29 protein-coding genes and 1 pseudogene are annotated in these 26,303 nt (G+C 70.5%); 11 read left to right on the forward strand and 19 right to left on the reverse strand.

Translation table 11 applies throughout. From position 1 onward, the window contains the following. The first annotated feature begins 1 nt into the window (after position 1). From ACFPZJ_RS34740 to ACFPZJ_RS34750, 3 genes are all read left to right on the forward strand, one after another. A complete protein-coding gene (locus tag ACFPZJ_RS34740) occupies positions 2-904 on the forward strand; it encodes a carbohydrate ABC transporter permease (RefSeq protein WP_381030171.1) in 903 nt (300 codons plus the stop codon). Next, entirely contained in the window at positions 901-1,833 is a 933-nt protein-coding gene (locus ACFPZJ_RS34745; RefSeq protein WP_381030174.1) for a carbohydrate ABC transporter permease, read from the forward strand. Before ACFPZJ_RS34740 ends, ACFPZJ_RS34745 begins: the two co-directional genes overlap by 4 nt. A 147-nt stretch (positions 1,834-1,980) precedes the next feature. After that, a complete protein-coding gene (locus ACFPZJ_RS34750) occupies positions 1,981-4,050 on the forward strand; it encodes an RICIN domain-containing protein (RefSeq protein ID WP_417801340.1) in 2,070 nt (689 codons plus the stop codon). A gap of 56 nt (positions 4,051-4,106) precedes the next feature. On the opposite strand, the gene ACFPZJ_RS34755 is transcribed toward ACFPZJ_RS34750, so the two are convergent. Next, positions 4,107-5,399, reverse strand: coding sequence for a glycoside hydrolase family 43 protein (locus ACFPZJ_RS34755; protein ID WP_381030176.1), 1,293 nt, complete (start codon positions 5,397-5,399; stop codon positions 4,107-4,109). Positions 5,400-5,779: 380 nt separating this feature from the next. Between ACFPZJ_RS34755 and ACFPZJ_RS34760 the strand changes: the two genes are divergently transcribed. Then, complete coding sequence (locus ACFPZJ_RS34760) at positions 5,780-5,959, forward strand: hypothetical protein (protein WP_381030178.1); 180 nt, start codon at positions 5,780-5,782, stop codon at positions 5,957-5,959. Positions 5,960-5,962: 3 nt separating this feature from the next. Here ACFPZJ_RS34760 and ACFPZJ_RS34765 read toward each other — a convergent pair whose 3' ends face one another. From ACFPZJ_RS34765 to ACFPZJ_RS34795, 7 genes are all read right to left on the reverse strand, one after another. Further along, the gene (locus ACFPZJ_RS34765; protein WP_381030181.1) at positions 5,963-7,285 is read right to left on the reverse strand and encodes a cytochrome P450; all 1,323 of its coding nucleotides are present in this window, start codon (positions 7,283-7,285) and stop codon (positions 5,963-5,965) included. Positions 7,286-7,591: 306 nt separating this feature from the next. Continuing rightward, on the reverse strand, positions 7,592-8,170 hold the full coding sequence (locus tag ACFPZJ_RS34770) for an NADPH-dependent FMN reductase (protein WP_381030184.1): 579 nt from the start codon (positions 8,168-8,170) through the stop codon (positions 7,592-7,594). 47 nt (positions 8,171-8,217) lie between these two features. Further along, positions 8,218-9,189, reverse strand: a complete 972-nt coding sequence (locus ACFPZJ_RS34775) for a pirin family protein (protein WP_381030187.1) — start codon at positions 9,187-9,189, stop codon at positions 8,218-8,220. Positions 9,190-9,217: 28 nt separating this feature from the next. Then, positions 9,218-9,595 carry a DoxX family protein gene (locus tag ACFPZJ_RS34780; RefSeq protein WP_381030189.1) on the reverse strand — a complete coding sequence of 126 codons (378 nt, stop codon included), beginning with the start codon at positions 9,593-9,595 and terminating at the stop codon, positions 9,218-9,220. Between the two features lie 142 nt (positions 9,596-9,737). Continuing rightward, complete coding sequence (locus ACFPZJ_RS34785) at positions 9,738-9,959, reverse strand: hypothetical protein (protein WP_381030192.1); 222 nt, start codon at positions 9,957-9,959, stop codon at positions 9,738-9,740. Then, a complete protein-coding gene (locus tag ACFPZJ_RS34790) occupies positions 9,959-10,171 on the reverse strand; it encodes an NAD(P)-binding domain-containing protein (RefSeq protein WP_381030193.1) in 213 nt (70 codons plus the stop codon). Before ACFPZJ_RS34790 ends, ACFPZJ_RS34785 begins: the two co-directional genes overlap by 1 nt. Then, entirely contained in the window at positions 10,168-10,326 is a 159-nt protein-coding gene (locus ACFPZJ_RS34795) for a hypothetical protein (protein WP_381030639.1), read from the reverse strand. The genes ACFPZJ_RS34790 and ACFPZJ_RS34795 overlap by 4 nt, the downstream gene beginning before the upstream one ends. A 485-nt stretch (positions 10,327-10,811) precedes the next feature. Between ACFPZJ_RS34795 and ACFPZJ_RS34800 the strand changes: the two genes are divergently transcribed. After that, positions 10,812-11,282 carry a MarR family winged helix-turn-helix transcriptional regulator gene (locus ACFPZJ_RS34800; protein WP_381030196.1) on the forward strand — a complete coding sequence of 157 codons (471 nt, stop codon included), beginning with the start codon at positions 10,812-10,814 and terminating at the stop codon, positions 11,280-11,282. A 266-nt stretch (positions 11,283-11,548) separates the two neighbouring features. Here the strand turns inward: ACFPZJ_RS34800 and ACFPZJ_RS34805 are convergent. Then, positions 11,549-12,016 (reverse strand): annotated as a pseudogene (locus tag ACFPZJ_RS34805) (carboxymuconolactone decarboxylase family protein). A gap of 87 nt (positions 12,017-12,103) precedes the next feature. Between ACFPZJ_RS34805 and ACFPZJ_RS34810 the strand changes: the two are divergent. The 4 genes from ACFPZJ_RS34810 to katG all read left to right on the forward strand — a co-directional run bounded on the left by ACFPZJ_RS34810 (position 12,104) and on the right by katG (position 16,280). After that, positions 12,104-13,093 carry a pirin family protein gene (locus ACFPZJ_RS34810; protein ID WP_381030199.1) on the forward strand — a complete coding sequence of 330 codons (990 nt, stop codon included), beginning with the start codon at positions 12,104-12,106 and terminating at the stop codon, positions 13,091-13,093. A gap of 22 nt (positions 13,094-13,115) precedes the next feature. After that, complete coding sequence (locus ACFPZJ_RS34815) at positions 13,116-13,304, forward strand: hypothetical protein (protein ID WP_381030665.1); 189 nt, start codon at positions 13,116-13,118, stop codon at positions 13,302-13,304. A gap of 282 nt (positions 13,305-13,586) precedes the next feature. Then, complete coding sequence (locus ACFPZJ_RS34820; RefSeq protein ID WP_381030202.1) at positions 13,587-14,024, forward strand: Fur family transcriptional regulator; 438 nt, start codon at positions 13,587-13,589, stop codon at positions 14,022-14,024. 33 nt (positions 14,025-14,057) lie between these two features. Next, the gene (gene katG, locus ACFPZJ_RS34825; protein WP_381030204.1) at positions 14,058-16,280 is read left to right on the forward strand and encodes a catalase/peroxidase HPI; all 2,223 of its coding nucleotides are present in this window, start codon (positions 14,058-14,060) and stop codon (positions 16,278-16,280) included. Between the two features lie 168 nt (positions 16,281-16,448). On the opposite strand, the gene ACFPZJ_RS34830 is transcribed toward katG, so the two are convergent. The 9 genes from ACFPZJ_RS34830 to ACFPZJ_RS34870 all read right to left on the reverse strand — a co-directional run bounded on the left by ACFPZJ_RS34830 (position 16,449) and on the right by ACFPZJ_RS34870 (position 23,036). Continuing rightward, positions 16,449-17,495, reverse strand: coding sequence for an NAD(P)/FAD-dependent oxidoreductase (locus tag ACFPZJ_RS34830; RefSeq protein WP_381030206.1), 1,047 nt, complete (start codon positions 17,493-17,495; stop codon positions 16,449-16,451). 7 nt (positions 17,496-17,502) lie between these two features. Continuing rightward, a complete protein-coding gene (locus ACFPZJ_RS34835; protein ID WP_381030208.1) occupies positions 17,503-18,039 on the reverse strand; it encodes an NUDIX hydrolase family protein in 537 nt (178 codons plus the stop codon). A 223-nt stretch (positions 18,040-18,262) separates the two neighbouring features. Further along, positions 18,263-19,075: an SAM-dependent methyltransferase gene (locus ACFPZJ_RS34840; protein ID WP_381030211.1), complete on the reverse strand. Its 813-nt coding sequence runs from the start codon at positions 19,073-19,075 to the stop codon at positions 18,263-18,265. A gap of 170 nt (positions 19,076-19,245) precedes the next feature. Continuing rightward, on the reverse strand, positions 19,246-20,052 hold the full coding sequence (locus ACFPZJ_RS34845; RefSeq protein WP_381030214.1) for an SAM-dependent methyltransferase: 807 nt from the start codon (positions 20,050-20,052) through the stop codon (positions 19,246-19,248). A 57-nt stretch (positions 20,053-20,109) separates the two neighbouring features. Continuing rightward, on the reverse strand, positions 20,110-20,757 hold the full coding sequence (locus tag ACFPZJ_RS34850; protein ID WP_381030216.1) for an HhH-GDP family DNA glycosylase: 648 nt from the start codon (positions 20,755-20,757) through the stop codon (positions 20,110-20,112). 3 nt (positions 20,758-20,760) lie between these two features. Continuing rightward, positions 20,761-21,105: a DUF3140 domain-containing protein gene (locus ACFPZJ_RS34855; protein WP_381030219.1), complete on the reverse strand. Its 345-nt coding sequence runs from the start codon at positions 21,103-21,105 to the stop codon at positions 20,761-20,763. 298 nt (positions 21,106-21,403) lie between these two features. Next, on the reverse strand, positions 21,404-21,889 hold the full coding sequence (locus ACFPZJ_RS34860; RefSeq protein ID WP_381030222.1) for a Dps family protein: 486 nt from the start codon (positions 21,887-21,889) through the stop codon (positions 21,404-21,406). Then, positions 21,886-22,158 carry a WhiB family transcriptional regulator gene (locus ACFPZJ_RS34865; protein ID WP_381030224.1) on the reverse strand — a complete coding sequence of 91 codons (273 nt, stop codon included), beginning with the start codon at positions 22,156-22,158 and terminating at the stop codon, positions 21,886-21,888. Before ACFPZJ_RS34865 ends, ACFPZJ_RS34860 begins: the two co-directional genes overlap by 4 nt. Before the next feature lie 56 nt (positions 22,159-22,214). Further along, positions 22,215-23,036: an alpha/beta hydrolase gene (locus ACFPZJ_RS34870; RefSeq protein WP_381030227.1), complete on the reverse strand. Its 822-nt coding sequence runs from the start codon at positions 23,034-23,036 to the stop codon at positions 22,215-22,217. A 215-nt stretch (positions 23,037-23,251) separates the two neighbouring features. On the opposite strand from ACFPZJ_RS34870, the gene ACFPZJ_RS34875 reads away from it, so the two are divergent. Together ACFPZJ_RS34875 and ACFPZJ_RS34880 are read left to right on the forward strand one after the other, a co-directional pair. Then, entirely contained in the window at positions 23,252-24,439 is a 1,188-nt protein-coding gene (locus tag ACFPZJ_RS34875) for a thiolase family protein (RefSeq protein WP_381030230.1), read from the forward strand. A 183-nt stretch (positions 24,440-24,622) separates the two neighbouring features. Further along, entirely contained in the window at positions 24,623-25,396 is a 774-nt protein-coding gene (locus tag ACFPZJ_RS34880) for a sulfite exporter TauE/SafE family protein (protein WP_381030233.1), read from the forward strand. Between the two features lie 12 nt (positions 25,397-25,408). Here the strand turns inward: ACFPZJ_RS34880 and ACFPZJ_RS34885 are convergent, their stop codons facing one another. Further along, positions 25,409-26,218, reverse strand: coding sequence for an HAD-IIA family hydrolase (locus tag ACFPZJ_RS34885; RefSeq protein WP_381030236.1), 810 nt, complete (start codon positions 26,216-26,218; stop codon positions 25,409-25,411). Between the last annotated feature and the right edge of the window lie 85 nt (positions 26,219-26,303).

Consider the following 26,303-nt stretch of genomic DNA (forward strand, 5'->3'; position numbering starts at 1 on the left):
CATGACCACCGTGGCCTCTCACAAGGCCCACAAACGCGTGCACCGCGGTGCGGCGGGCCCCCTGTTCGTCGCACCGTTCCTCGTGCTGTTCCTGCTCCTCTTCCTCGCCCCGCTCGGCTACGCCGCCTATCTCAGCCTCTTCCAGCAACGCCTCATCGGCGGCAACGTCTTCGTCGGCCTCGACAACTACGTCACCGCCCTGAAGGACCCGCTCCTCCTCCACGGGATCGGCCGTGTCGCGCTGTTCTTCGTCATCCAGGTCCCGCTGATGCTGCTGCTGGCCCTGCTCTTCGCCCTCGCGCTCGACAGCGGCCTGCTGCGGCTGGCCCGCGTGATCCGGCTGGGCATCTTCGTGCCGTACGCCGTCCCGAGCGTCGTCGCCGCGCTCATGTGGGGATACCTGTACGGCCCGGACTTCGGGCCCTTCGCCCAGCTCAGCCGCGAACTGGACCTGCCGGCCCCGCACTTCCTCACCGAGGGCTGGATGCTCGGCAGCCTGGCGAACATCGTGACCTGGGAGTTCGTCGGCTACAACATGATCATTTTGTACGCGGCGCTGCGGACCATCCCGCACGACCTGTACGAGGCGGCCGCGATGGACGGGGCGGGCGCCTGGCGGATCGCCTGGTCGATCAAACTGCCCGCGCTCAGGCCCGCCCTCCTGCTGACCCTGCTGTTCTCCGTGATCGGCAGCTTCCAGCTCTTCAACGAACCCAACCTGCTGATGAAGATCGCCCCGGACGTCATCAGCAGCTCCTACACCGCCAACCTCTACGCCTACACCCTCGCCTTCACCGGCAACCAGCTCAACTACGCGGCCACCGTCTCCTTCCTCCTGGGCCTGGTCATCGTCATCGCCTCCTACGCCGTCCTGCTCACCGCGAACCGCAGGAGGACCCCGTGACGACCACGACTCCCACGGTCCGGATGGAGCCGACGACGGGACCCACACGTCCTGCCCCTCAGCAGAGGCGGCGGCGTCAGGCCCGCCTCAGCACCCCCCTGACCATCGCCATGCTGGCCGCCCTGGCCTACTTCCTGCTGCCGCTGTTCTGGCTGCTGGTCGCCGCCACCAAGAACACCCAGGACCTCTTCAACAGCTTCGGCCTGTGGTTCTCCCGCGCCCCGCAGCTGCTGACCAACATCAAGGCGACCTTCACCCAGGACGACGGCGTCTTCGTCCACTGGCTGCTCAACACGGCCGTCTACGCCGTCGTCAGCGCACTCGGCGCCGCCCTGCTCGCAGCCGCCGCCGGATACGGCTTCGCCAAGTTCCGCTTCCGCGGCGACCGCGCCGCCTTCAACCTCGTCCTCGGCGCCATCATGGTCCCCGCCACCGCCCTGGCGATCCCGACCTACCTCCTCTTCGCGAAGGTGGGCCTGGTCAACACCCCGTGGGCGATCATCCTGCCCTCCCTCGTCAACCCCTTCGGCCTCTACCTGATGCGCGTCTACGCGGCCGACGCCGTGCCGGACAGCCTCCTGGAGGCCGCCCGCATCGACGGGGCCGGTGAGGCGCGGATCTTCTTCCGGATCGCCCTCAGGCTGCTGGCACCGGGCCTGGTGACCGTCATCCTCTTCACCCTCGTGGCGACCTGGAACAACTACTTCCTGCCGCTGATCATGCTCAACGACCCGAACCTGTACCCCATCACGGTCGGGCTCTCCTCCTGGGCCGCCCAGGCCCAGAACGGCGGCGCGGGCGCCAGCAGCGACATGCTCCCGCTGGTCGTGACGGGATCCCTGATCTCCATCGTCCCGCTCGTCATCGCCTTCCTCCTGCTCCAGCGCTACTGGCAGAGCGGGCTCGCCACCGGCGGCGTCAAGCAGTAGCGCAGACGTAACCGCAACATCAAAAGAAGGCCTGATTTCACGGTCATAACTGAGAAGTCGGGCGGATACGGAGTGTGTATGTACAGATCAAGGTCGGTGAAGGTGCTGGGAACTTTCGCCGCAGCGGCTGCCATGCTGGCGATACCCATGGGGAGTGCGCAGGCGTACAACCCGACCGGCGGGATCATGTACCAGCTCGGGAACGAGCCGTGCCTGAAGGGCCGGGGCAACTGCGCGATCTATGTGAAGTCGGCGCAGCTGGAGAGCGGACGTCTCGTCGCGTCGTTCGAGAAGGCCACGGTCGTACCTGAGACGGGAAGCGCCGACGGGGAGACGCTGCCGATCTACAAGAGCGACGACTACGGAACGTCGTGGCAGCCGCTGTCGGAGGTCAAGGCTCCGGCGTACATCTCCAGCGATCCCAAGTACGCGAAGTACAAGAGCAACTGGGGAGCCCCGTACCTCTACACGCTTCCGCAGGACGTCGGCAAACTGAAGAAGGGCACGCTGCTCCTCGCGAGCGTCGTGACGGGCGACGACCACTACTACCTCGAGAACAAGGCGGCCGACCCGAACTGGACGCCGTCCAATGACGGCGACCGCAGTGACATGGCGATGGCCCTGTACTCCAGCACCGACGACGGCGAGACGTGGGACATCGAAAACGTCATCGCGACGGGCGGCTGGCAGGGCGGCAGCGCGGGCGCGACCGGCCAGAACGTCGCCAAGGCGAACACGTACAAGCAGGTCGACCCCCTCTGGGAGCCGTACCTGATGGTCCACAAGGGCCAGCTCGTCTGCTATTACTCCGACGAGAACGACTACATCGGCTTCGACCCGGTCACCGGCGTGGCGAAGATCGACCCGGACAACGACACGGCAACGGATTCGCACGGCCAGATCCTCGTCCACAAGACCTGGGACGGCCGCAGCGCGGAATGGAGCGAGCCCGTCCTCGACGTCGCGGGACTGCCCCGGGACATGGGAGGCGGCAAGACGGAGATCGGAGGCGGCCGTCCGGGCATGACGAACGTCGTCCCGACGACGGACGGCAAGTGGCTCCTCACATACGAGTGGTGGGGCGGCGGAGTCAACGTCAGGTACGCCATCGCCGACGACCCGCTGAAGTTCTACGAGGGCTCCGCGGGCCACGCCGTCACCTCACTGCCTGTCGACGCCGGTTCCCGCCCCCTCGCGGTGAACGGCAGCCCGGTCATCATCCGGCTCCCCGACGGACGCCTGGTCTACAACGCCCACGGCAGCGGCAACGTGTGGGTCAACGAGAGCGGACGCAGCGACGGCGTGTGGAAGGAATACCAGACGACCTCGCGGGCCGGCTACACCCGCAACCTGCAGTACGTCGAGGGCACCGGCCGCATCTCGATCCTCAACCACCAGGACACCTCGACGCTTCGCTACGCCGAGGTCGACCAAGGCCACTCGGAGGGCGCCTACTACCAGCTCGTGAACCGCAAGACCGGCCAGGTGATCGGCACCGGGAACAAGACCAACGACGCCAACATCGGCAACCGGGACGTTCCCGACGTCCGCCTGGAGGACGCCGGCTCTGCGCCGAACAAGGACACGCAGTACTGGCACCTGGTCACCAAGGCCGATGGCGCCAAGACGCTGCTGAACAAGTCGGGTGGCCGTGCCGCCGGCATCTGGACGGCGCATCCGACAGTCGGCCAGCGGATCGCTCAGTGGGTCGACGACACGCCTGCCGGCCTGTGGAACCTCATCAAGACCGACGACGGCTACTACAAGTTCCAGGCGGCCAAGAACACCAACGTGTACCTGACCGGTGCGTCCGCCGGAGCGCCGCTCACCCTCCAGAACGCGGTCGGGGACGGCTCGCAGGAGTGGGAGCTCGTCCAGCAGGCGCCGACCTCCGCGGAGCTGACGAAGGACCGGCGGTCGAAGCGCCTGATCCCGAGCAGCGTCGGGAAGAAGGCCACCGTGTCGCTGAACGCCGCCGCCTCGGACCCCGCGGGCACGGCCCTGCACGCGAACAAGACCGGCCAGGTCTACGTGGTCGCGGCCGACGGCAAGGTCACGGATCTCGGCCAGGTCTCCTTCGACGAGGACCAGAGGGGCAGTGTGACGCTTCCGGCGAGCCTGGCGGCCGGGACGCAGGTCAGGGTCGCCGTGGTGTTCGACGACACGCCGCTGATGTGGGACACGGCCAGGATCCGGGCCACCGCCACCGCACGTTGACCAGACCTGGGGCAGGGGTGGGGCGCTGACTCTTCGCGCCTCGCCCCTGCGGACCATCACCGGCCGGGCAGGACCGACCGGTGATGGTTTGCTGGACGACACTGACGCCTGTGCCGACCCGCAGTCCGCCGCCCACCACGGCATTCCGCCCGTCCTCGTAGTGAACGGCGAACTCGGCGCCGCTCGTCGAGGTGTACGGCGAGACCGCCGCGTCCCTGCCCCGGGTCGATCAGTGTGCTCGCCCGGCACGACAGGTGCCGTTGGCGCCGGCCGACGAACATCACGTCGGGATCGTCCAAGGAGCCGCCGCGGGCCCGGAGCGTCAGCCATCCGGCCCGCTCCTCGGTGGTGCAGTGCTCGGTGGGACGGCTGCGCGGCGAGACCCAGGACGGCCGCAGCTCGCTGAGGTCGAAGTCGTCCCGGGACGCCTCGGCGGGCCCGGGTGCCAGCGGCCAGGCGGGGGCAGCCATGACGGGTGCCGGCTCGCCGACGACCGGCCAGCCGTCCGCCCAGCTCACCGGTGCCAGGAACGTCTCACGGCCGAGGACGTGCCAGCCCGGGGTGCCGCCGCGCGGGCGTACCCCGAGCAGCACCATCCACCACGTACCGTCGGGGGCCTGCACCAGGTCGGCGTGGCCGGTGTTCTGGACCGGGTGATCGGTGCCGCGGTGCGTCAGGATCGGGTTGGCCGGGCACGGCTCGAAGGGACCGTTCGGTGTACGGCCGCGGGCGACGGAGACGCCGTGGCCGCGCTCGGTGCCGCCCTCGGCGATGAGCAGGTACCAGTACTCGCCGATCCGGTACAGATGCGGTGCCTCCGGGGCCTTGGCACCGGGCGTGCCGGACCACAGCCGTCGTTGCGGCCCGAACGACTGCCCGGTGCGCGGATCGATGCGGATCTGCCCGACACCCGCGGTGGTGCACCAGCAGTTGCTCTCGTCGTCCCAGGCGAGATCCGGATCGATGCCGTGGACGTCGGGCAGCCGGATCGGGTCGGACCAGGGCCCGGCCGGGTCGGTGGCGGTGAACAGCAGGTTGCCGCCGTCGTTCACGTTCGTGGTGATCAGCCAGAACCGGCCGTCGTGGTGGCGCAGGGTGGGCGCGTAGATCCCGGCGGAGGAGGGCGTGTCGAGCGGCAGGCGCAGCTGGCTCAGCCTGTCCAGGACGTTGCCGATCTGCGTCCAGTGCACCAGGTCCCGGCTGTGGAAGATCGGGACGCCGGGGAAGTACTCGAAGCTGGAGCACGCGAGGTAGTAGTCGTCCCCGGCGCGGCAGATGCTGGGGTCGGGGTGGAAGCCGGGGATCACGGGGTTGGCGAACGTTCCGTCCGTCCGGTGCTGATGGGACACCCCTGTCCTTTCGTCGGTTGATCGGTGATGCGGGCGCGGCAGGCCGGTGGGCAGCGTCAAGGTCAGCCCTTGAGGGCACCCGCAGGCGGACAGCGGCTCAACTCTCTCGTCATGGCTCGACCCTTGTCCCGCCCTGGTGTCGAAGCGCTTCAATTGCTGGGGCGAAGGTAATGACACGAGCTCAGCGAAACAAGAACTGTGTCACACAGACGATTCCGCAGGCAAGGTTCGCCGCGACCGCTCACACAGGGTCTGGAGCAGGGGGTTTGTGTCGATGCGCTTCGACGTCGGCACCGTGCCCGGCCGCACCCTCGCCCGCGCGCTGGCCGCCTGGCTGGCACCCACCGCCCGCCACGGCTGGGGCGATATCCCGGGCATCCGTGACCGTGACCACGGGTACGCGTGCCGACGGCCGCCGCGTCCATGTGGTCCACAACTGCAGCTGGGAGCCGGTCCGCGTCGGCGCACCGGTGGAGCTGCCCGACGTCCTCAGCGACGACGGGGTCCCTGCGGGCACCGAGTTGCAGCTGGGCGCATGGGACGTGCGCGTGTTCGTCTGACGTTCACGCCCGTTCCACTGCCACCTTCAGGGGTGCCCTGAAGGACAACAGCCCGAGCATCGGCGGTTTCGCCGCCTCGGCTACAGTCCGGACGTCCGGATGGGCGCGGGCTGCCGCGCGCAATGCCACCGCTGCTTCTGTGCGTGCCAGGGACGCGCCGGGGCAGCGGTGGCGGCCGACGCCGAAGGCCAGGTGGTGGCGGATGTTCTCGCGGTGCGGGCACATCCGTTCCGGGTGCGGGAAGACCTCCGGGTCGGATCCGCTGCCCAGAAGCATCAGCAGCAGCTGTGCGCCCGCCGGCAGTCGCACCCCGCCGAGTTCCGTGTCCCGCGCGGTGACCCTGCGCCAGGTGGTCACCGGCGGCTCGCGCCGCAGGGTCTCTTCCACCCAGGCCTCGGCCAGGCCCGCTTCCCCGGCGACGCGCGACCACATGCCGGGCTCGGTCAGCGCCCGGCGCAGCACCGTGGCGATGAGCTGTCCGGTGGTGGACTGTCCGGCGATGAAGACGAAGAAGCACGCGCCGACCGCGGTCCCGACGTCCAGCGGCCTGCCGTCGGGCAGGCGGTGGCGGGCCAGTGCCCCGATGAAGGAGTCGGCCGGGGCTGTGCCGCTGCGCACGGTCTCGGTGAGCCACTGGTGGAAGGCCGCGACGAGCTCGGCCAGCTCCAGTTGCCGTTCGAGCGTGGGCCTGCCCCAGAACAGCTCCAGCGAGGCGTCGCTCCAGCGGATGAGCGTGGCCGGGTCGACGCCCCGGATGCCGAGGAGCTCCATCAGCACCCTGCACGGCAGGACCTGGGCGAACGAGGTGAACAGATCGCAAGCGCCGGTCGAGTCGAGCTGCGACCGCACCGCTTCCAGCAGCTCACCCGCGATGCGCTCGATCACCGGTTCGGCAGCTGCGACACGCCGTGCGTTGAAGAACCGGGTGACCACTCGGCGCAGCCCGGGATGGCTCGGGCCGCCGTTGTTGGCGAGCGCTGGAGGAAGGGTGAAGCCGGCCCGGACGAGGACCCGCAGCACGGGGACGGGCAGCGGGGTGACGGCGTCCTGGGCGTTGTCCGGGAGGAAGGCGTCCGGGTCCAGCAGTACCTGGCGCACGTCTTGGTGGCGGCTGACCAGCCAGAGCCCCGTGACGGGGTCGTGGTGCACCGGAGACTCGGACCTCAGGAGGTCCAGCCAGGGGTAGGGATCGCGGACGAAGGAGTCACCGAACAGGTCGAGCAGGCCGAGCGGGTCACGGGTGCCGGCGGATCCGGGGCCCACCGCCGGACCGCCCCTTGTTGCTGCGCCGCCGGGTGCGGGTGTGTCCAGAGCCGGGAAGATCACGGCCGGACGCTAACACGCGCCACGTCGCGGCTCCGGGCCTGTGTGCGCGGCATCACTCGGTCACCTACGGGATTCCGGTGCGGCGGCAACCTCGTCGATGCGGACGGCGACCTACAGGTGCTCATGCTCCTGTCGCCCAGAGGTACGGACATCCCACCGGCCAAGGGAACCCGCAATGACCGACACCAACCCGACGGAGCCCTTAGGCATACGGCGCCGCAGCGTCCTGCTCGGCGCAAGCCACATTCCGATGCCGGGCCCGGTGACACCGGGCCCGGCATCGGGAGGGGCTGTGCCCCGGAGGACTCAGGCGGTCGCGTTCGCCGTCGCGGCGCGGAGCGGCGCGAGGGCCCCGCTCCAGGCGACGACCTGGTCGAGCAGGGTGTCGAGGGCCTGCACGTTGTACTCGCCGGGCTTGAGGACGCTGAAGTTCTCGAACTCGGTCATCAGCGACAACGCCACCTGCTGGCGCACGTCGGCCATCTGCAGCTCACCGACGACCAGCCGCAGGTGCTCCACGGCGCGGGCGCCGCCGACACCGCCGTAGGACACGAAGCCGACCGCCTTGTTGTTCCACTCCGTGTACAGGTAGTCGATGGCGTTCTTGAGCACACCGGAGGTGCTGTGGTTGTACTCCGGGGTGACGAAGACGAACCCGTCGAAGGAGGCGATCTTCTCCGCCCACTTCTTCGTGTGCTCGCCCTGGTACTGGCCCATCGACGGGGGCAGCGGCTCGTCCAGGTGCGGCAGCGGGTAGTCGCGCAGGTCGACGAGCTCGAACTCGGCGTCGCTGCGCTGAGAGGCGATGTCGTAGACCCACTTGGCGACCTGCTCGCCGTTGCGGTTCGGGCGGGTGCTGCCGAGGATGATGCCGATCCTGGTCATGAGTGTCCTTAAACCGTGTTCCTGGTTGTGGGCTCTGAAATGGATGTTCAGGAAGTGTGAGGGAGGTGCCGGGCGGGGATCACGCCGAGGCGGCCCGCCTGGTAGTCCTCGAAGGCCTGCTGGACCTCTTCAGGGGTGTTCATCACGAACGGGCCGTACTGGACGACGGGTTCGCGGATGGGCAGGCCGCCCAGGACGAAGAGCTCCAGCTTGGGGGAGCGGGACTCCTGGACGCGGTCGGCGGTCAGGCGCAGGGCGTCACCCGCTCCGAAGACGGCGAGTCGGCCTTCCTGGATCGAGTGGGCGTCGCTGCCGAGCGTTCCGTGGCCCGCCAGAACGTAGACCAGCGCGTTGTAGGCCGGGTTCCACGGCAGGTCGACCTGGGCGCCGGGTTCGACGGTGAGGTGGGCGACGGTGATCGGGGTGTGGGTCACGCCCGGGCCGGAGTGGCCGGCGATGTCCCCGGCGATCACCCGGATCAGGGCGCCGCCGTCGGGCGTGGTGAGCAGTCCGGTGTGCTTGCCGCGGATGTCCTGGTAGCGGGGTGGGCTCATCTTCTTCGCCCGCGGCAGGTTGACCCACAGCTGCACGCCGTGGAAGGTCCCGCCGCTCATGACGAGACGCTCCGGAGGCTGCTCGATGTGCAGGATCCCGGCGCCCGCGGTCATCCACTGGGTGTCGCCGTCGGAGAGCTGTCCGCCGCCGCCGTTGGAGTCCTGGTGCTCGATGGCGCCGTCGATGAGGTAGGTGACGGTCTCGAAACCGCGGTGCGGATGCCAGGGAGTGCCCATGGGTTCTCCCGGCGCCTGCTCGACCTTGCCCACATGGTCCATGTGCACGAAGGGATCCAGCTCCGGCATCGGCACCCCGGCGAAGGCGCGCCGTACGGGGAAGCCCTCACCCTCGAAGCCGTGCTGTGCCGTCGCCAGGCGACGGACGGGTCGGTGGACCGTGCCCGCCGGATCGAGCTCCGGCAGGCGCGGCAGGACCAATACGTCGTCCACGGTGATCGCAGGCATGGGATTCTCCCGTCCTTTTCGGTTGCTGTCAGAAGGAGTGCGGTCCGAAGCGGCCCCAGGCCACGAAGACGGACAGCGCGAGAAGGACCACGTTCACGACGACCGACTGGGCCTCGCCGCGGCGGCTGTGCGTGATCGCGGCGCCGAACATGGTCAGTGCCAGTCCGGAGGCGGCCAGCGGAACCAGGTCCGCGGCGATGTCCACCGCCGCGGGCAGGATCAGGCCGATCGCGGCGAGAACCTCCAGCAGACCGATCGTCTTGATCAGCCCGGGGGAGAAGTCCTCGGCCCAGCCCATGGACGGGGAGGCGAGGAGCTTCTCCTTCGGCTGGGCGAGCTTGCTGCTGCCGGCGGCGAGGAAGACGAGGGCGAGCAGGGCCGCGACAGCCCACAGGGCGACGTTCACAGGTACCTCTTGTGATCGGCTTGTGCGGTCCCTCTGAAGGGCTCCGCAAAGTGGTGATTGATGTGTCATCTAACGTAGACAAAAAAAGGATGACGCGTCAACTGTTGGGCTGGCGAGGGCCGGATGCTCTCGTTACGAGGGGTCAGGCCGTGTCCGTGCCCGATGCCGCAGCACCAGCCCGCGCGGCGGAGACGACCCGTCCACGCTCGGAATCCGGGAAGCGGTCGAGCATCGCGCGCAGCCCCTCGGCGTCGACGTTGGCGCCGAAAGGCTCGGTGCCCGGTTCGAGCCGTACTCCGGCGGCGAGGGAGCCCGCGATGACGGGGTCGAAGCCGAGGTCGTCGACGAGGCGGGCGACGGCCATCAGGTCGTCCGGATCGTCACCGGCGACCGCGATCGCCTTGCGTTCGCGTGTCCCGACGGGCCGGGCCCCGTCCTCCAGATCTGATAGCCCATGTGGTTGAAGGCCTTGACCACACGCGCTCCGGACAGGAACTCCTGCACGATCTCGCTCGCCGAGGTGCGCGGGTCGCTGAGGTCCTCGCGGATGCCGTCGACCTCCCACGAGTAGTTCATCGCGTCGATGACGAGACTGCCCTCAAGTGCCGCGGGGGAATACTGCGGTACTTGCCGAGGGGGAGGGCCAGGATGGCGACATCCGCCTTCGCCGCGGCCTCCTCTGCGGTGACCGGAACCGCACCGGGGACGAGGACTTCGATGGTGAGAGCGATCTTGTCGGGATCGCCCTGATTCGGCGATCAACGCGGTCGCCGGCCGTCAGGGCAGGCGGGCGAGGACGGTGCCCACCTTGCCCGCGCCCGGGATGCCGACCGTGCGTACGTCCGTGGTGTCCATGTCGTCTTCTCCCTTCACGGCGTCAGCCTGCGAGCATCTCGCGGACCATCGGGGGGACCCAGCCCCGCCTGCGCAGGGCCCGTTCCACCGACGACGGTGGCCGAGGCCGTTCCTGGTGGCGCAGCTCACCGCCCGCTGGGGCTGCCGCTACGGGCTCAGATGGGCAAGACCATCTGGGCCGAGCAACCCCTCACTTGGAACCGAGGCTTCAGCCTCTTGGGCGGTGCAGGCGCTGGTGCCTTGAGCGCGGGTCCGAAGGCGCGGCCCGGGACAGTCAGGGCAGGACAGGTCGGGCCGCGCCTCCGGGGTCTTCGTTGCTCCGGTCAGTAGGTGATCCGTCAACGACTATTACAATTCCTCCATGGGAGAAGAGACGGTCCGGTGGTTGACGCCCCAGGAGCAGCACGCGTGGCGGAGCTTTATCCGGTTGCATGAGAAGCTCGGCGGCCGGTTGGCCCGGTTGCTGCAGACGCAGTCGAAACTGTCGGCTGCCGACTTCGCGGTGCTGGTCCATCTGACGGATGTCCCGGAGGGGCGGCAGCGCTACCAGGATCTGGCCCGGGAGCTGGAGTGGGAGAAGAGCCGGATGTCCCATCACATCGCGCGGATGGCCGGACGTGGGCTGGTGGTGCGCGAGGAGTGTCTCGAGGACGCCCGCGGCGCCTTCGTGGTGATCACGGAGGCGGGACGAGCGGCGATCGAGGCGGCTGCTCCGCTCCATGTGGAGGCGGTGCGTTCGCTGTTCCTCGACCATGTCACTCCCGCCGAGCTGCGGACGCTGGGGGAGATCTCCGAGCGTGTGGTCGCCAAGCTGGACGAGGACCAGTCCTGAGTCGGCGTCTCCGGCCGCCGCGGGGGTGGGCGGAGATGACCCGGGACCGGGCTCACATCGCCAGGCCGGGGGTCACGGCGGTCGCCACGGAGACCAGGCCAACGTCACCAGGGCGAGCGGCACGCCGAGTATGGCGGCGGTGATGTACATGGCGTGGTTCCTTCCCATGCGGCCACGCCTGCCGGGACAGTTGAAGGACCAGTGGTTGTTGCGTCAACAGGCACCTTAGAGGTGTTCGGTTGATGAGTCAACGAAATGGCAGGAGGTCATCGCACCGGATGCCTGCTCATGATCGAGACCCGGTTGAACGCATTGATGGTCACCGCCAACCAGATCGCCGCGGAGATCTGGTCGGCGGTCAGAACCGTCCGCGCCGCCTCATAGGCGGACGCCTGTGAGGCGCCGTCCCTCGGGTCCGTCGTCGCCTCGGCCGGCGCGAGAGCCGCGCGCTGCTCCTGGGTGAACACTTCCGTGTCCCGCCATGCGGCCAGTACCCCCAGTCGCTGTGCCGACTGGCCGCCCGCAGCGCCGCCTTGGTGTGCAGGTCGACACAGTAGGCGCAGCCGTTCAGCTGTGACACCCGCAGGTTGATCAGTGCCGCGACGGTGCGGTCGAGCCCCCGCCTCGGCGGCGACCGTAGGTACCGCCTCCGACGTCTGCGGCAGCGCGTGGAAGGCTTTCGGGCTCTGCTTGTCGATGAAAGATCCGCCGGGGCGCTGGGCTCGTAGTCTGATCGTTCAACTCGTCCTCCTCGGGTGGCTTTCGGCGTGGCCTCGCGGCACGATAGTTGACGTGACAACCAGATGTGGGAGGTGCTAGCGGTGAGCGATGTGGAGACGGAACCTGCGGCGGTGGGAGCTGGAGCGCTGGTCGACGGGAGGCAGTCGGCCGAGGTGCCCCGTGTCGACGTGATCTCCGCACGAGAGGTGCCTCTGGGTGGCCCGCGCGCGATGACCGTACGACGCACACTGCCGCACCGTACGCGCACTCTGATCGGAGCCTGGTGCTTCGCCGATCACTACGGTCCGAACGACGTCGCCGCGACGAGCGGCATGGACGTCCCACCGCATCCGCACACCGGCCTGCAGACGGTGAGCTGGCTGTTCAGCGGGGAGATCGAGCACAGCGACAGCCTCGGGACCCGCGCTCTCATCCGGGCCGGCGAGATGAACCTCATGACGGGCGGGTATGGCATCGCTCACGCGGAGGTGTCCACCCCGCGCACCGACATCCTCCACGGCGTCCAGCTCTGGGTGACGCTGCCCGAAGAGCACCGCAACGCCGAGCGCGCCTTCCAGCACCACGTCCCCGAACCTGGGCAGATCGACGGGGCCGAGATCCGGGTCTTCCTGGGCTCGCTCGCCGGAGACACCTCCCCGGTGCGGACCTTCACGCCCCTGCTCGGTGCCGAGGTCGTCCTCGCTCCACGTGCCAGGGTCAGCCTCCCCGTGGACACCGCCTTCGAGCACGGCGTTCTCGTGGACAGCGGGGACGTCCGCGTGGCCGACGCCGTGCTGCGCCCGGCGGAGCTGGGCTATGTCCGCCCCGGCACCGACTCTCTGACGCTGGTCAACGAGTCGGACGGTCCGGCGCGGGCGATCCTGCTCGGCGGCACCCCGTTCGAAGAGGAGATCGTCATGTGGTGGAACTTCGTCGGCCGCAGTCATGACGACATCGTCCGGGCCCGGCAGGAGTGGGAAGCCGCTTCCGATCGCTTCGGGGGCGTCGAGGGGTATCCGGGGGGCCGTCTTCCCGCGCCCGCCCTGCCGAACGCCGTCATCACTCCGCGCAAGAACCCTCCGCGTCGCTGAACCCCCATCGAAAGGCACCTCAATGAGCCAGCCATCTGCCGCTCCGATGGTCGAGCGGTGCGCTCCGCCGCACAGGCGAACGTGCGGAGCTCCATCATCGACGAACCCCCTCGTCGACTGCATCTCCCCGACCGGCGGCGGCTACTTCTTCGCCCTGCCCGGCGTCCGCGACTCCTCGGACTGGGTCGGCCGCGGCCTGCTCACGAGGTGACCCGATCCGTCCCGGCCTCCTCCTTATCTGCCCTGATCACCCAATCGGACATTGCCTGCAAGTTATGGCACGGAATGCACCAGCCTGCCTGGCAGATCACGGTACGACCTGACCGGGCCACTCCGGCCTGTTATGACCGGTCCGCCCGGACCTGCCCCAGCCGTGTTCCCCGCCGCGGCGAGGCCCGAGGCCGACCGCGGCTTCCGGCCCGTTTCACGCGGCACGAAATTTAAACGTTCGTTTTCTTGAACCGTTCGTGTTTATGGCGGTAGGTTCGGTGCCATGACCGCATCCCAGCCTCCGACGCCCGCCGAGGAGCTGCGCGGTGTCGGCCTACGGGTGACGGCCGCGCGCGTCGCGCTGCTCGAGACCGTCCGGGCCGGCGACCACCTCGGCGTCGAGGCGATCGCCTCCGGGGTGCGCGACCGTGTGGGCCACATCTCGCTGCAAGCCGTGTACGAGGCCCTCCACGCGCTCGCCGCGGCCGGGCTCATACGCCGCATCGAGCCGCCCGGCAGCCCGGCCCGGTTCGAAGGACGCGTCGGGGACAACCACCACCACCTCGTCTGCCGGTCGTGCGGTGTCGTCGCCGATGTCGACTGCGCGGTCGGCGAGGCCCCTTGCCTGACCGCGTCCGACGCCCGAGGCTTCTCGATCGACGAGGCCGAGGTCATCTACTGGGGCCTGTGCCCCGACTGTTCCACCGCCAGCACTGCCTGAGCACCGTGAACCACTTAGTTCGGAAGGACACTGATGTCTGAGAACCCCGATGCGATCGTCACCGACCCGAAGGCGGAGGGCACCGGTGGCTGCCCGGTCGCGCACGGGCGTGCCCTGCACCCGACCCAGGGCGGCGGAAACCGCCAGTGGTGGCCGGAGCGGCTCAACCTGAAGATCCTCGCCAAGAACCCTCCCGTGGCCAACCCCCTCGGTGAGGAGTTCGACTACGCCGAGGCCTTCCAGAACCTGGACCTCGCGGCGGTGAAACGGGACATCGCGGAGGTGCTGACCACCTCGCAGGACTGGTGGCCCGCCGACTTCGGCCACTACGGCCCGCTCATCGTCCGGATGGCCTGGCACAGCGCGGGCACCTACCGGATCAGCGACGGCCGCGGCGGCGCCGGAGCCGGGCAGCAGCGCTTCGCCCCCCTCAACAGCTGGCCGGACAACGCCAACCTCGACAAGGCCCGCCGCCTGCTGTGGCCGGTGAAGAAGAAGTACGGCCAGAGCCTGTCGTGGGCCGACCTCATGATCCTCGCCGGCAACGTCGCCCTGGAGACCATGGGCTTCGAGACGTTCGGTTTCGCCGGCGGTCGCGAGGACGTGTGGGAGCCCGAGGAGGACGTGTACTGGGGCCCCGAGACCACCTGGCTCGACGACCAGCGCTACACCGGCGACCGCGAGCTGGAGGACCCGCTGGGCGCGGTCCAGATGGGCCTGATCTACGTCAACCCGGAGGGCCCGAACGGCAACCCGGACCCGCTCGCCGCGGCCCGCGACATCCGTGAGACGTTCCGCCGGATGGCGATGAACGACGAGGAGACCGTCGCCCTGATCGCCGGCGGCCACACCTTCGGCAAGACGCACGGCGCCGGCCCCGCCGACCACGTCGGTGCCGACCCCGAGGCCGCCACGATGGAGGAGCAGGGCCTCGGCTGGAAGAACACGTACGGCACCGGCAAGGGCGGCGACACCATCACCTCGGGCCTGGAGGTCACCTGGACCGCCACCCCGACCCAGTGGAGCAACGGGTTCTTCAAGAACCTCTTCGAGTTCGAGTACGAGCTCACCAAGAGCCCGGCCGGCGCCCACCAGTGGGTGGCGAAGGACGCCCCGGAGATCATCCCCGACGCGCACGACCCGTCGAAGAAGCACAAGCCGACGATGCTCACCACCGACCTGGCGCTGCGCTTCGACCCGGTCTACGAGCAGATCTCCCGCCGCTTCTACGAGAACCCCGACGCGTTCGCGGACGCCTTCGCCCGTGCCTGGTTCAAGCTGACCCACCGCGACATGGGCCCGAAGTCGCTGTACCTCGGCCCGGAGGTCCCGCAGGAGACCCTGCTGTGGCAGGACCCGCTGCCGGAGCGCGAGGGTGAGCTCATCGACGCCGAGGACATCGCGGTCCTCAAGGCCAAGCTCCTCGACGCGGGTCTGAGCGTCTCTCAGCTGGTCAGCACGGCGTGGGCGTCGGCCTCGACGTTCCGCGGCAGCGACAAGCGCGGCGGCGCCAACGGCGCCCGCATCCGCCTGGAGCCGCAGCGCGGCTGGGAGGTCAACGACCCCGACCAGCTGGCGCTGGTGCTGCGCACCCTGGAGGGCATCCAGCAGGAGTTCAACGCGGGTTCCGGCAGCAAGAAGGTGTCGCTGGCCGACCTGATCGTGCTCGGCGGCTGCGCGGCCGTGGAGAAGGCCGCCAAGGACGGCGGCTTCGACGTCCAGGTGTCCTTCACCCCGGGCCGTGTCGACGCGACGGAGGAGCACACCGACGTCGAGTCGTTCGCCGCGCTGGAGCCGAAGGCCGACGGGTTCCGCAACTACCACGGCAAGGCCAACCGGCTGCCGGCCGAGTACCTGCTGCTCGACCGTGCCAACCTGCTCACCCTGAGCGCCCCCGAGATGACGGTCCTGGTCGGTGGCCTGCGCGTCCTGGGCGCCACCCACCAGCAGTCCCAGCTCGGCGTCTTCACCAACACGCCCGGCGCGCTGACCAACGACTTCTTCGTCAACCTGCTCGACCTGGGCACGACGTGGAAGGCGACGTCCGAGGACCAGACCACCTTCGAGGGCCGCGACGCCGCCACGGGCGAGCTCAAGTGGGCCGGCACCCGCGCCGACCTCGTCTTCGGCTCGAACTCGGAGCTGCGCGCGCTGGCGGAGGTCTACGCGAGCGACGACGCCAAGGAGAAGTTCGTGCGCGACTTCGTCGCGGCGTGGGACAAGGTCATGAACCTCGACCGGTTCGACCTCGTCTGACCGTTCCGACCGCGGCGGATCGGTCCCGTCCCGGCGGACCGGTCCGCTCGGGGCGGACCAGTCCGAGCACGGCGTCCGGGCCGGTCCCTAGCGGCCGGTCCGGACTGCACGAAGGGCCCCGAGGGCGAGACCCTCGGGGCCCTTCACATCACTCGCGCCGTCTTCGCATCACGTCGTCCACGAGTCGGGGGGCAGGCCTCGCGGCCTGCACCGACGCAGCTCCTGGGCGGGCTCCCCGGTGGCGATCTCGGCGGCGACCAGCCGTCCGACGGTGGGCGCCAGCGTGACGGCCGAGTGCGTCACGGTCACGTACACGCCCGGCGCGACGTGCCCCAGCAGCGGTCCGCCGGCCGGCATCGGCCGGGCGCTGACGCGGCACTCCAGCACACGGCAGTCGTCGGCCCCCGTGAACGCCGAGCGCAGGTGCCCGAGTGCACGCCGCTCCGGAGCCGTGCCGTCCACGGGCACGGTCATCAGCACGTGCCCGTCCCGGACCTCCCGCACCTCGAAGCCGGGGCAGGCGACGACGGTCCGGACGAGTCCGGGTGGCGCCGTCAGCCGGACCAGGCAGGCCGGGGAGGTGGCGACCGGCAGGTCGACCCCCAACGGTTCGGCCAGCCGGGCGACTTCGGTACCGGCGGCCAGCACCACGGTGGAGGCGGGGTGGTAACCGGCGGACGACAGCACGCCCTCGACCCTTCCGCCGACGGTCCGCAGGGCCGTCACGGTCGCGCCGAACACCGCCCGCGCTCCGCGCGCACAAGCGGCCCGCACCAGTGCCGTGGTGAACGGCACCGGATCGACACCGCGGTCGGAGGGGGTGTGCACGGCCCGCTCCGGCGGCGTCCGCAGCCGGGGTTCGAGCGCCCGTATCGCCTCGGGCCCGACCTCGAACCGGCCCTCACCCAGGGGCCCTTCCGTATCGCCGCCCCAGGTCAGCGAACCGCTCCGGCGTACGACGACATCCGGCAGCTCGGACTCCAGGCGGCGGTGGTCCGCCAGGACCAACTCGCGCAGGTCCCGGGCACCGCCGGGCCAGTCCCCGCCCAGGCCCCCGATCCACGCGAAGGAGCCGCCGGTGACGCCCGCGGCCGGAGAGGGCTCCCGGTCCAGCAGGGTCACCTCGACCCCACGCCGTGCCAGGTGGTATGCCACCGAGGCGCCCACGACGCCCGCGCCGACCACCACGACCGGCATGCCCGCACCGGCCGTCACGGCCGAGTCAGACCGCGCAGCCCGCGTGCGCCAGGGCCTGCTTCAGCAGCACCCCGTGCCCGCCGGGCATCTCGCTCTGCACCGCCGGCGAGATCGCCTCCTGCGGGCTGAACCACACCAGGTCGAGAGCGTCCTGCCGGGGACGGCAGTCACCGGTCACCGGCACGATGTAGGCGAGGGACACCGCGTGCTGACGGGGGTCGTGGTACGGCGTGATGCCCTGCGTGGGGAAGTACTCCGCGACCGTGAACGGCTGGAGGGAGGCCGGCACGCGGGGCAGTGCCACGGGGCCGAGGTCCTTCTCCAGATGGCGCAGCAGGGCGTCGCGGACGCGTTCGTGGTGCAGCACCCGGCCGGAGACCAGTGTCCGACTGACCGTTCCGTCGGGCCCGATGCGCAGCAACAGTCCGACGCTGGTGACTTCGCCGCTGTCGTCGACGCGTACGGGGACGGCCTCGACGTACAGGATCGGCATGCGGGCGCGCGCCAGTTCCAGTTCGTCGGGACTCAGCCAACCGGGCGTGGTTTCGGTCATGTCAGACATCGCTTGATCATACTTTCAACGGGTCGGGCTGTCTGGGTAGCCGCTCCGGGACAACTGTGACCGGCTCCACCCTCCCGTGCCCCACCCGTGCGCGGAGCGCGGTGGCCCGTTCCACGTCACGGGGCCGGCCCCGGGCACCGGGCCGGCCGGCATGGTGATGCGTCGCCCCTCGACGGGCTCGGCGCCGTACGCCGGGCGGGGCCACGCCCAGGGGGGGGAGACGTCAGGGCTTGACGGCCACCGCGCCGTACTGCGGCACGGGAACGTGCGACCCCGGCTCCGCACGCCACTGCGAGCACGACACCAGGCCCGGCTCCAGCAACTCCAGGCCCTCGAAGAACGCGGCGATGTCCGCACCGCTGCGGGCGGTGATCGGCGGAGTGGCGTTCTCGTTCCAGAACTTCATGGCCGGGATCTGGCCCTCGCCGCCCAGCTCGGCGTCGAAGGTGGGGTGCGTCAGCACCAGGAAGCTGCCGGAGGGGACGGCGGTCATCACACGGCGCACGATGTCGCGGGCCTCGTCCGTGTCGAGCACGAAGTTGAGGATGCCCAGCATCATCACCGCGACCGGCTGCGTGAGGTCGAGCGTCTGCCCGGCGCGCTCGACGATGGCGTCGGGGTGGTGCACGTCGGCGTCGATGTAGTCGGTGCGGCCCTCGGACGTGCCGGTGAGCAGCGTGCGGGCGTGCACCAGCACGATCGGGTCGTTGTCGACGTAGACGATCCGCGCGTCGTGTGCGACGCGCTGGGCGATCTCGTGCGTGTTCTCCGCCGTCGGCAGACCCGTGCCGATGTCGAGGAACTGGCGCACCCCGCGCTCACCGGCCAGGAACGTCACCGCCCGGCCCAGGAAATCGCGGTCCGCGCGAGCGATGTCCCGGATGATCGGGAACATGCCGGCGACGTGCTCGCCGACCTTCTGGTCGACCTCGTAGTTGTCCTTGCCGCCGATCCAGTAGTTCCACACGCGCGCGTTGTGCGCCACACCGGTGTTCAGCCTCGCGGCCCCGCTCGTCGGGGTGTGGCTCTCGCTCACGTCTCTGCTCCTTCTCACCCGTGCGGCCGTCGCCGCCCATTGTGCCGTCCGGTGATCGCACTGTCCCGCGAATCGGAGGAGGAACGTCGGCCGGGTCCCGCGGCGGAGGCACGCACCTCCCTGCCTCTCTTCCTGCCCTGACGCAGGGTCACGGCTCGGTCGTGGGGGAGTCAGGGCTTGACGCCGACCCCGCCGTACAGCGAGACCGGGCCCTCGCCCTCCGTCTCCCCGTCCGTCGAGGGACGCCAGTCCTTCACCGACACGATGCCCGGCTCGACGAGTTCGAGTCCCTGGAAGAAACGGCCCATCTCGGCGTGCGAGCGCGCCACCAGCGTCACTCCGCCCGCCGCGTACGCCGCGATGCCCCGCCGTACGTTCTCCGGCTCGAAGTCGGCGGTCATCGCGGACAGCACCAGGCAGCTGCCCGGGGCCAGCGCGTCGACGAGGGTGTCCACCAGGTCATGGGCGCCGTCCTCGTCGGCGATGAAATGCAGCAGCGCGATGAGGGACACGGCGACGGGGCGGCCGAAGTCCAGGACGGCGGCGGCCCGTTCGAGAATCGTGTGCGGTTCCCGCGCGTCGGCCTGGACGTACTGCGTCACGCCCTGCGGTGTGCCGCGCAGCAGGGCTTCGGCGTGGGCGAGGACGATCGGGTCGTTGTCGACGTAGACGACCCGCGCGTCCGGGACGACGGACTGGGCGATCTGGTGCAGGTTGGGCTCGGTGGGGATGCCGGTGCCGATGTCGAGGAACTGGCGGATTCCCGCCTCCCGGGCCAGATGGCCCGTGGCGCGCTGCATGAACCGGCGGTTGCTGCGCGCGGCTCGCGGCGCCCCCGTGTCGATGGACATGATCTGCTGCCCGAGCCGTTCGTCGACCGGGTAGTTGTCCTTGCCGCCGAGGAACCAGTCGTACACGCGGGCCGGATGCGGCCGGGTCGTGTCGATCCGGTGGGCCGCCGGCTCGGTCGCGGTCACGCGGTACTCCTTGGCTCGCCTGTCGAGGTCACCTGCTGTGCGAGCAGTCTGACACGATCATGCCGCGCGGCGGAGACAGTCTTCGGCCACCTCCTTGTCCACCGCGGCCCGTACCAACGCGGCGGCCAGCACGGCCGGTTCGGTGTCCTTCGCCAGCTTCACGAGCCGGTCCGGGTTCTTCGGCAACCGCAGCCGCTCCGCGCCCTGCAGTGCCTTGCGGTCCAGGTACGGTGCCGCCTCCGGCCAGACGCACTGCGCCTCGCGCAGGAAGATGTCGGCGCCGGCCGGGCCCACGCCGGGGAACTCCTGCAGCAGCCGGCGCAGTTCGGAGATCTCGCCGTCGGCTTCCTCGCGCAGCCGCCGCAGGTCACCGCCCCACCGCTCCAGCAGCAGTTGGGCGGCGTCGCCGAGCTGGGTGGCCGTCCGTTCGTCGTAACGCCGGTAGCCGCCCCGGCCCAGCGCGTCCACCCGGTCCTGCCAGTCGGCGCCGGCCATCCGGCGCGGATCGCGCAGCCCCGCCTCGTACAGGGCACGGGCGGTGGTCACGGCGATCGAACCGCGGATGCGGGCACTGAGCAGATGGGCCAGCACCAGCAGCCGGTACAGCGGCTGCGGTGCGTCCTTCAGCCGGATGCCCGCCTCCTCCGCGTACGTCTGCCCGTGCGCGCCGACGAGCTCCCGTACGACGCGCTCGTCGCGGTTCACGGCCTACGCCTTCAGCGGATCGTGGCCGAGCGTCATCAGCCGGTGCCGGCGGCGGGTGTCCTCCGCGGTCCTCTCGGTCTCCGGCTCGTTCTCCAGGTCGGCCTGATCGGTGACCGTGTCCACGACCTTGCGCATCACGCGGATGTCGTCGTCGGTGAGGTCGGTGCGCCGCTTCTGCAGGATCGCCAGGACGTGCTGCCCGGTGGGCGTGCCCGCCTGCTCCGGCAGCGGCTCGGCCTGCTCGTCGGCGTCCCGGACCCGCAGCCAGGCCGCCAGCTCCGCCGAGGTCATGTTCACGACGCGGTGGAAGTCCTCCCACAGCGCGTCCAGTTCGAGGGCGTCGGTCATCGGGTGCCCCTTTCGTGCATACGTGCTCGCCGCGGCCTCTGCGCCGCAGGGCGACGAAGCCGCGGCCGGTCCTTTCAGACGCGGGCGGGAGCCACGGTGGGCCTCCCGACCCCGCAAGGGGGCGGGGAAAGTCGTGGCTCACCCGCTCGCTGGGTGTGGCGGGAAGAGCGGCGGCCGGTCTGCCCGCGGGGCGTGGCCGCAGTGCGGCAGGCGTACGGCCGCCACGCCCGCCGGGCCCGGCGGGCGGGGCGGCGTCGTCCGTCCACCACGCCTCGTGGGAGATGCCGCTGCCCGTGCCTCAGCCCTCGCGCGGGAAGTTCTCCGCGTCGAACATCCACCGCTGCTTCTCCAACTCGGCGGTGATGGCGATCAGCAAGTCCTGGGTGACCAGGTCGGACTTCTCCGTCGCGTCGATCCGCTCACGCAGCCGTCCGATCGCCGCTTCCAGCGACTCCACCATCACCTGCACGGCGTCCGAGTCGCGCACCCAGCCGTCCTTCGGGGCGGGCAGGGTGAAGCCGTGGGCGACGGTCTCGGGGCGGCCGTCCGGCGGCACGCCGAGCGCCGCCGAGCGCTCCGCGACCGTGTCGGCGTACGTACGGGCCGTGGACACCACCTCGTCGAGCTGGAGGTGGATCGAACGGAACCTCGGTCCGACGATGTTCCAGTGCGCCTGCTTCCCGATGAGTGAGAGTCCGACCAGGTCGACCAGGGTGTCCTGGAGCGCCTCGCAGGTCACCCGGCGGGCCTCCTCGGGCAGGGTGCTCTTCACGGCCGATGTCATAGAGCGGTTCTCCTTCTCGCGTCGTCCCTGGATGTGCCGGCTCTGGAGGTGCGGAGCAGTTCCAGACGCTCCTCCTCGCAGGTCCCGCCCCACACGCCCGCGGCCTGGCCGCTGCTCAGCGCGAACGTCAGGCAGTCGGTGGCGACCTCGCAACGGGCGCACACGCGCTTGGCCGCGTCAACGTCCCGCAACGCCGGGCCGCTGGTGCCCACGGGGAAGAACAACTCGGGGTCCTCACCCACGCACGCCGCTCTCCGCAACCACTCCATGCGGGCGCGGGTGCCCCGGGCGAACCGGTGCAAACGCGACCACCCTGGGGCCTGCCTCAGCCTCCGACAACGGTGTCCAGGAAGTCTTTCAGGTCCGCGAAGACGAGTTCCCTGTCGGTCTCGTTGAACACCTCGTGACGGGCACCGGGAAAGATCCGCACGGTCGCCGCGCCGCCGCTCAGCTCCTCGACGCCCACCCGGCTCCCGGGCAGCGGCACCAGCCGGTCGTCCTCCCCGTGCAGCCACAGCAGCGGCAGCCCGCGCACCGCACCGTCCTTGGCCACCGTCTCCAGCGTCCGCGCGAACGCCTGCACCGTCGGCCGCTTCATCGGCCCGTGCCAGACCAGGGGATCCGCCGCGTACGCGGCGCCCACGGCCGGATCGCGGGACAGCGCGGCCGGGCTGATCGGCACGTCGGGGATCTCACCGTGGACCTCGGCGTGGGCGAGCAGCCGCCGCGGAGTCTCCCACTGCCCGATCACCGGCCCGGACAGCACCAGCGCGGCCAGCTCGGCGCCGTACCGCTGGGCGTAGCGGGCGGCGATCAGGCCGCCCATGGAGTGCCCGACCATCACGACCGGCAGTCCCGGATGTGCGGCCGTGGCCAGCTCTGCCACGGCACGCACGTCCATGACCACGTCCTCGAAGTCGTGGATCAGCACCCGCTCGCCCGCCGACCGGCCGTGGCCCATGTGGTCGGGGCCGTAGACGGCGGCGCCGTGCCCGGTGAGTACGCCGGCGAGCTCCTCGTACCGGCCGGCGTGCTCCCCGTAGCCGTGCACGACGAGGACGACGTACCGCGGTCGCTCGCACGGCCACTCCCGGACGGTGAGCGTGCCACGGGTGCCGCTCAGGACGTGCTCGCGGGCGTCGGCCATGTTCTCCTCCAGATGCCTGGGCCATGCGGGGCAGGGGTAGTGCCGGGGCGAGGCCCCCGAAGGTCTCCGGAGATGCGCCGGGGGCACCGGAGGGCTCCGGCCGCCCCGCGGATCTTCCCAGCGGGCCGGTCCCGGGTCTATAGTTCGAAACTAGCGGTGCTAATTAAAAGCGGTTGATCAAAGCGGTGTCATCGAGAACGGTCAGGAGTTCCCCCGTGCGTCCCGTCCACTTCGCGGCCGCCCGCCGCACCCCCATCGGCAAACTGCGCGGAGCCCTGTCCACGGTCCGGCCCGACGACCTCGCCGCGACCGTGATCCGCGGACTCGTCGCCGACGTGCCCGCCCTCGACCCGGCCCGTGTCGACGACGTCTACTGGGGCGCCGCCAACCAGGCCGGCGAGGACAACCGCAACGTCGCCCGTATGGCCGCGCTGCTCGCGGGCCTGCCCGAGTCCGTGCCCGGCGCGACGGTCAACCGGCTGTGCGCCTCCGGCCTGGAGGCGGTCACCACCGCCGCCCGCACCATCGCCGCGGGAGAGGCCGACATCGTGGTCGCCGGCGGCTCCGAGTCGATGAGCCGCGCCCCCTTCGTCCTCGCCCGCCCCGACGAGGCCCTGCCGCACCGCGTCGAAACCGTCGACACCCGGCTCGGCTGGCGCCTGGTCAACCCGGCGATGAAGGATCTCCACGGCCTGCTGTCCATGGGCGAGACGGCGGAGGAGGTCGCCGAACGGTACGGCATCCCCCGCGAGCGGCAGGACGAGTTCGCCCTGCGCAGCCACCGACTGGCCGCGCTGGCACGCAAGAACGGCCACTTCGACGACGAACTCCTGCCCGTGGCACGCCCGGACGGGGTGGTCGTCGACAGCGACGAGTGCGTCCGCGAGGACACCTCGTACGAGAAGCTGGCGAAGCTGAAGCCGGTCTTCCGCCAGGGCGGCACGGTCACCGCGGGCAACGCCTCACCCATGAACGACGGCGCGGCGGGCCTGCTCCTGGTCAGCGAGGAGGCCCTGAACGACCTCGGCCTGGAGTCCCTGGGCCGCTACGTCGCCGGCGCCTCGGCCGGTGTCCACCCGGACGTGATGGGCATCGGCCCGGTCCCGGCCACCCGCAAGGCCCTGGCCCGCGCCGAGTGGACGGTCGCCGACATTCAGGAGGCCGAGTTCAACGAGGCGTTCGCGGCCCAGGCCCTGGCCTGCGTGGACCAGCTCGGCATCGACCCGGGCCTGGTCAACCCGAGCGGCGGCGCCATCGCGCTGGGCCATCCGCTGGGCTGCTCGGGCGCCCGCATCCTGACCACCCTGCTCCACCGGATGCGGCGCACGGGCGCGGCCCGGGGGCTCGCGACGATGTGCGTCGGGGTCGGGCAGGGGAGCGCGGTCCTGGTGGAGCGGCACTAGGACCTGTGTTCGGATCAGGTCGCGGGGAACGGCGGGAACTCGTCAGCGCCGCTGCTGCGCGTCCCGGGCCCCGCGTCTGCGGCGTGATCCCGACGACGGGCCTGATCAGCGGACGTACCGAAGGGCCATCAGGCGAGACGGTCCTTACGGCACCGGTCGCCCGCACATAGCATCGGTGTCCGCATGAACACGATGACGCTCTGGCACCTCACCGGCTGGGAGTTCGCCGCCCTCGCCTTCGCGGCCCTGCTGGTCGGCTTCTCCAAGACCGCGGTGAGCGGCGCCAACACGGTCAGTCTCGCGATCTTCGCCGCAGTGCTGCCGGCCCGGGCCTCCACCGGTGTCCTGCTGCCGGTGCTGATCGCCGGGGACGTCCTCGCCGTCCTCACCTACCGGCGGCACGCCCACTGGCCCACGCTGTGGCGGCTGTTCCCGGCGGTCGCGGCGGGCGTCGTCGTCGGCACCGTGTTCCTGATGTGGGCGGACGACGGGATCGTACGGACCTCGATCGGCGCGATCCTGCTGCTGATGGCCGGAGTGACGGTGTGGCGGCGGCGCACGGCCGAGGCGGAGGAGGAGCCGGACGCGGTCGTCACCCGGGCGGGCCGGATCAAGGCCCGCTCGTACGGGGTTTTGGGCGGTTTCACCACGATGGTCGCCAACGCGGGCGGCCCGGTGATGTCCATGTACCTGCTGTCCGCGGGTTTCCGCAAGCTCGGCTTCCTGGGCACATCGGCCTTTTTCTTCCTGATCGTCAACGTGTCCAAGCTGCCCTTCAGCGCGGGCCTCGGCCTGATCGACGGCCGCTCGCTGCTGCTGGACGCGGCACTCGCGGTCTTCGTGGTGCCCGGCGCGCTGTTCGGCAAGTGGGCCGTGCACCGGATCAACCAGCGGCTCTTCGAGCAACTCGTCATCGCGGCGACGGTCGTGGGCGGTCTGCAACTGCTGCTGCGCTGACCGCCCGGGCGCTCAGACGGACAACTCCCTCAGCAGCACCGGGAAGTCCGCGAAGGAGTCGATCACATGGTCGGGTGTTCCGCTCGCCGCGCGGTGGGTCTCCGGCAGGTACTTGCCGGTCCTGACGAGCACCCCGGTGATCCCGGCCCGCTGCGCCGCGAGCACGTCGGACTCGATGTCGTCCCCGATCATCACCGCCTGCTCCGCGTCCACGCCCAGCCGGGCCAGCGCGGCCCGGAAGAAGGCGGGCGACGGCTTGCCGGTGACCTCGGCCTCGGTACGGGCGGCCTGCTCCAGGCCGACCAGGAACGCCCCGGAGTCCAGCCGCAGCCCCTCGTCCGTACGCCAGTAGAGGTTGCGGTGCATGGCCACCAGCCGGGCCCCGCGCTGCAGGTGTCCGAAGGCCCGGTCGAGCGCCGCGTAGTCGAACTCGGGTCCGGCTCCGCCGACGAGGACGACGTCCGCAGTGGTGCCGGGGCCGCTCCCGCCGTCCGCCACGCTCATGACGGTGACGCCGTCGAGGTCCTCCACGATGTCCCCGCTGTTCAGCAGGGCGCACGTCGCACCCGGACAGTGCTCGGCGAGATAAGCGGCGGTCGCGGCGGGTGCGGTCAGGATCTCCTCCGCCGACACCGCGAACCCCGCGTCCGCCAGAGCCCCGGCGATCGACGCCCGGGTCCGTGACGTCGTGTTGGTCACCAGGGCGACGTCCGTCCCGGCCTCCCGCACCTCCCGCAACGCCTCGACCGCACCGGGCAACGGCTGCCACGAGACGGTGAGCACCCCGTCGATGTCGATCAGCACGGCACGCACGGACTCCATGCCTGGACGATAACCATGCGCCCCGCGAAACGCGCCCCCGAAGTGGGCGACGCCCGGCGCTGCCCCGAGACGGGCGACGTCCGGC

The organism is Streptomyces bullii (assembly GCF_042657145.1).
Taxonomy (GTDB): Bacteria; Actinomycetota; Actinomycetes; order Streptomycetales; family Streptomycetaceae; genus Streptomyces; species Streptomyces bullii.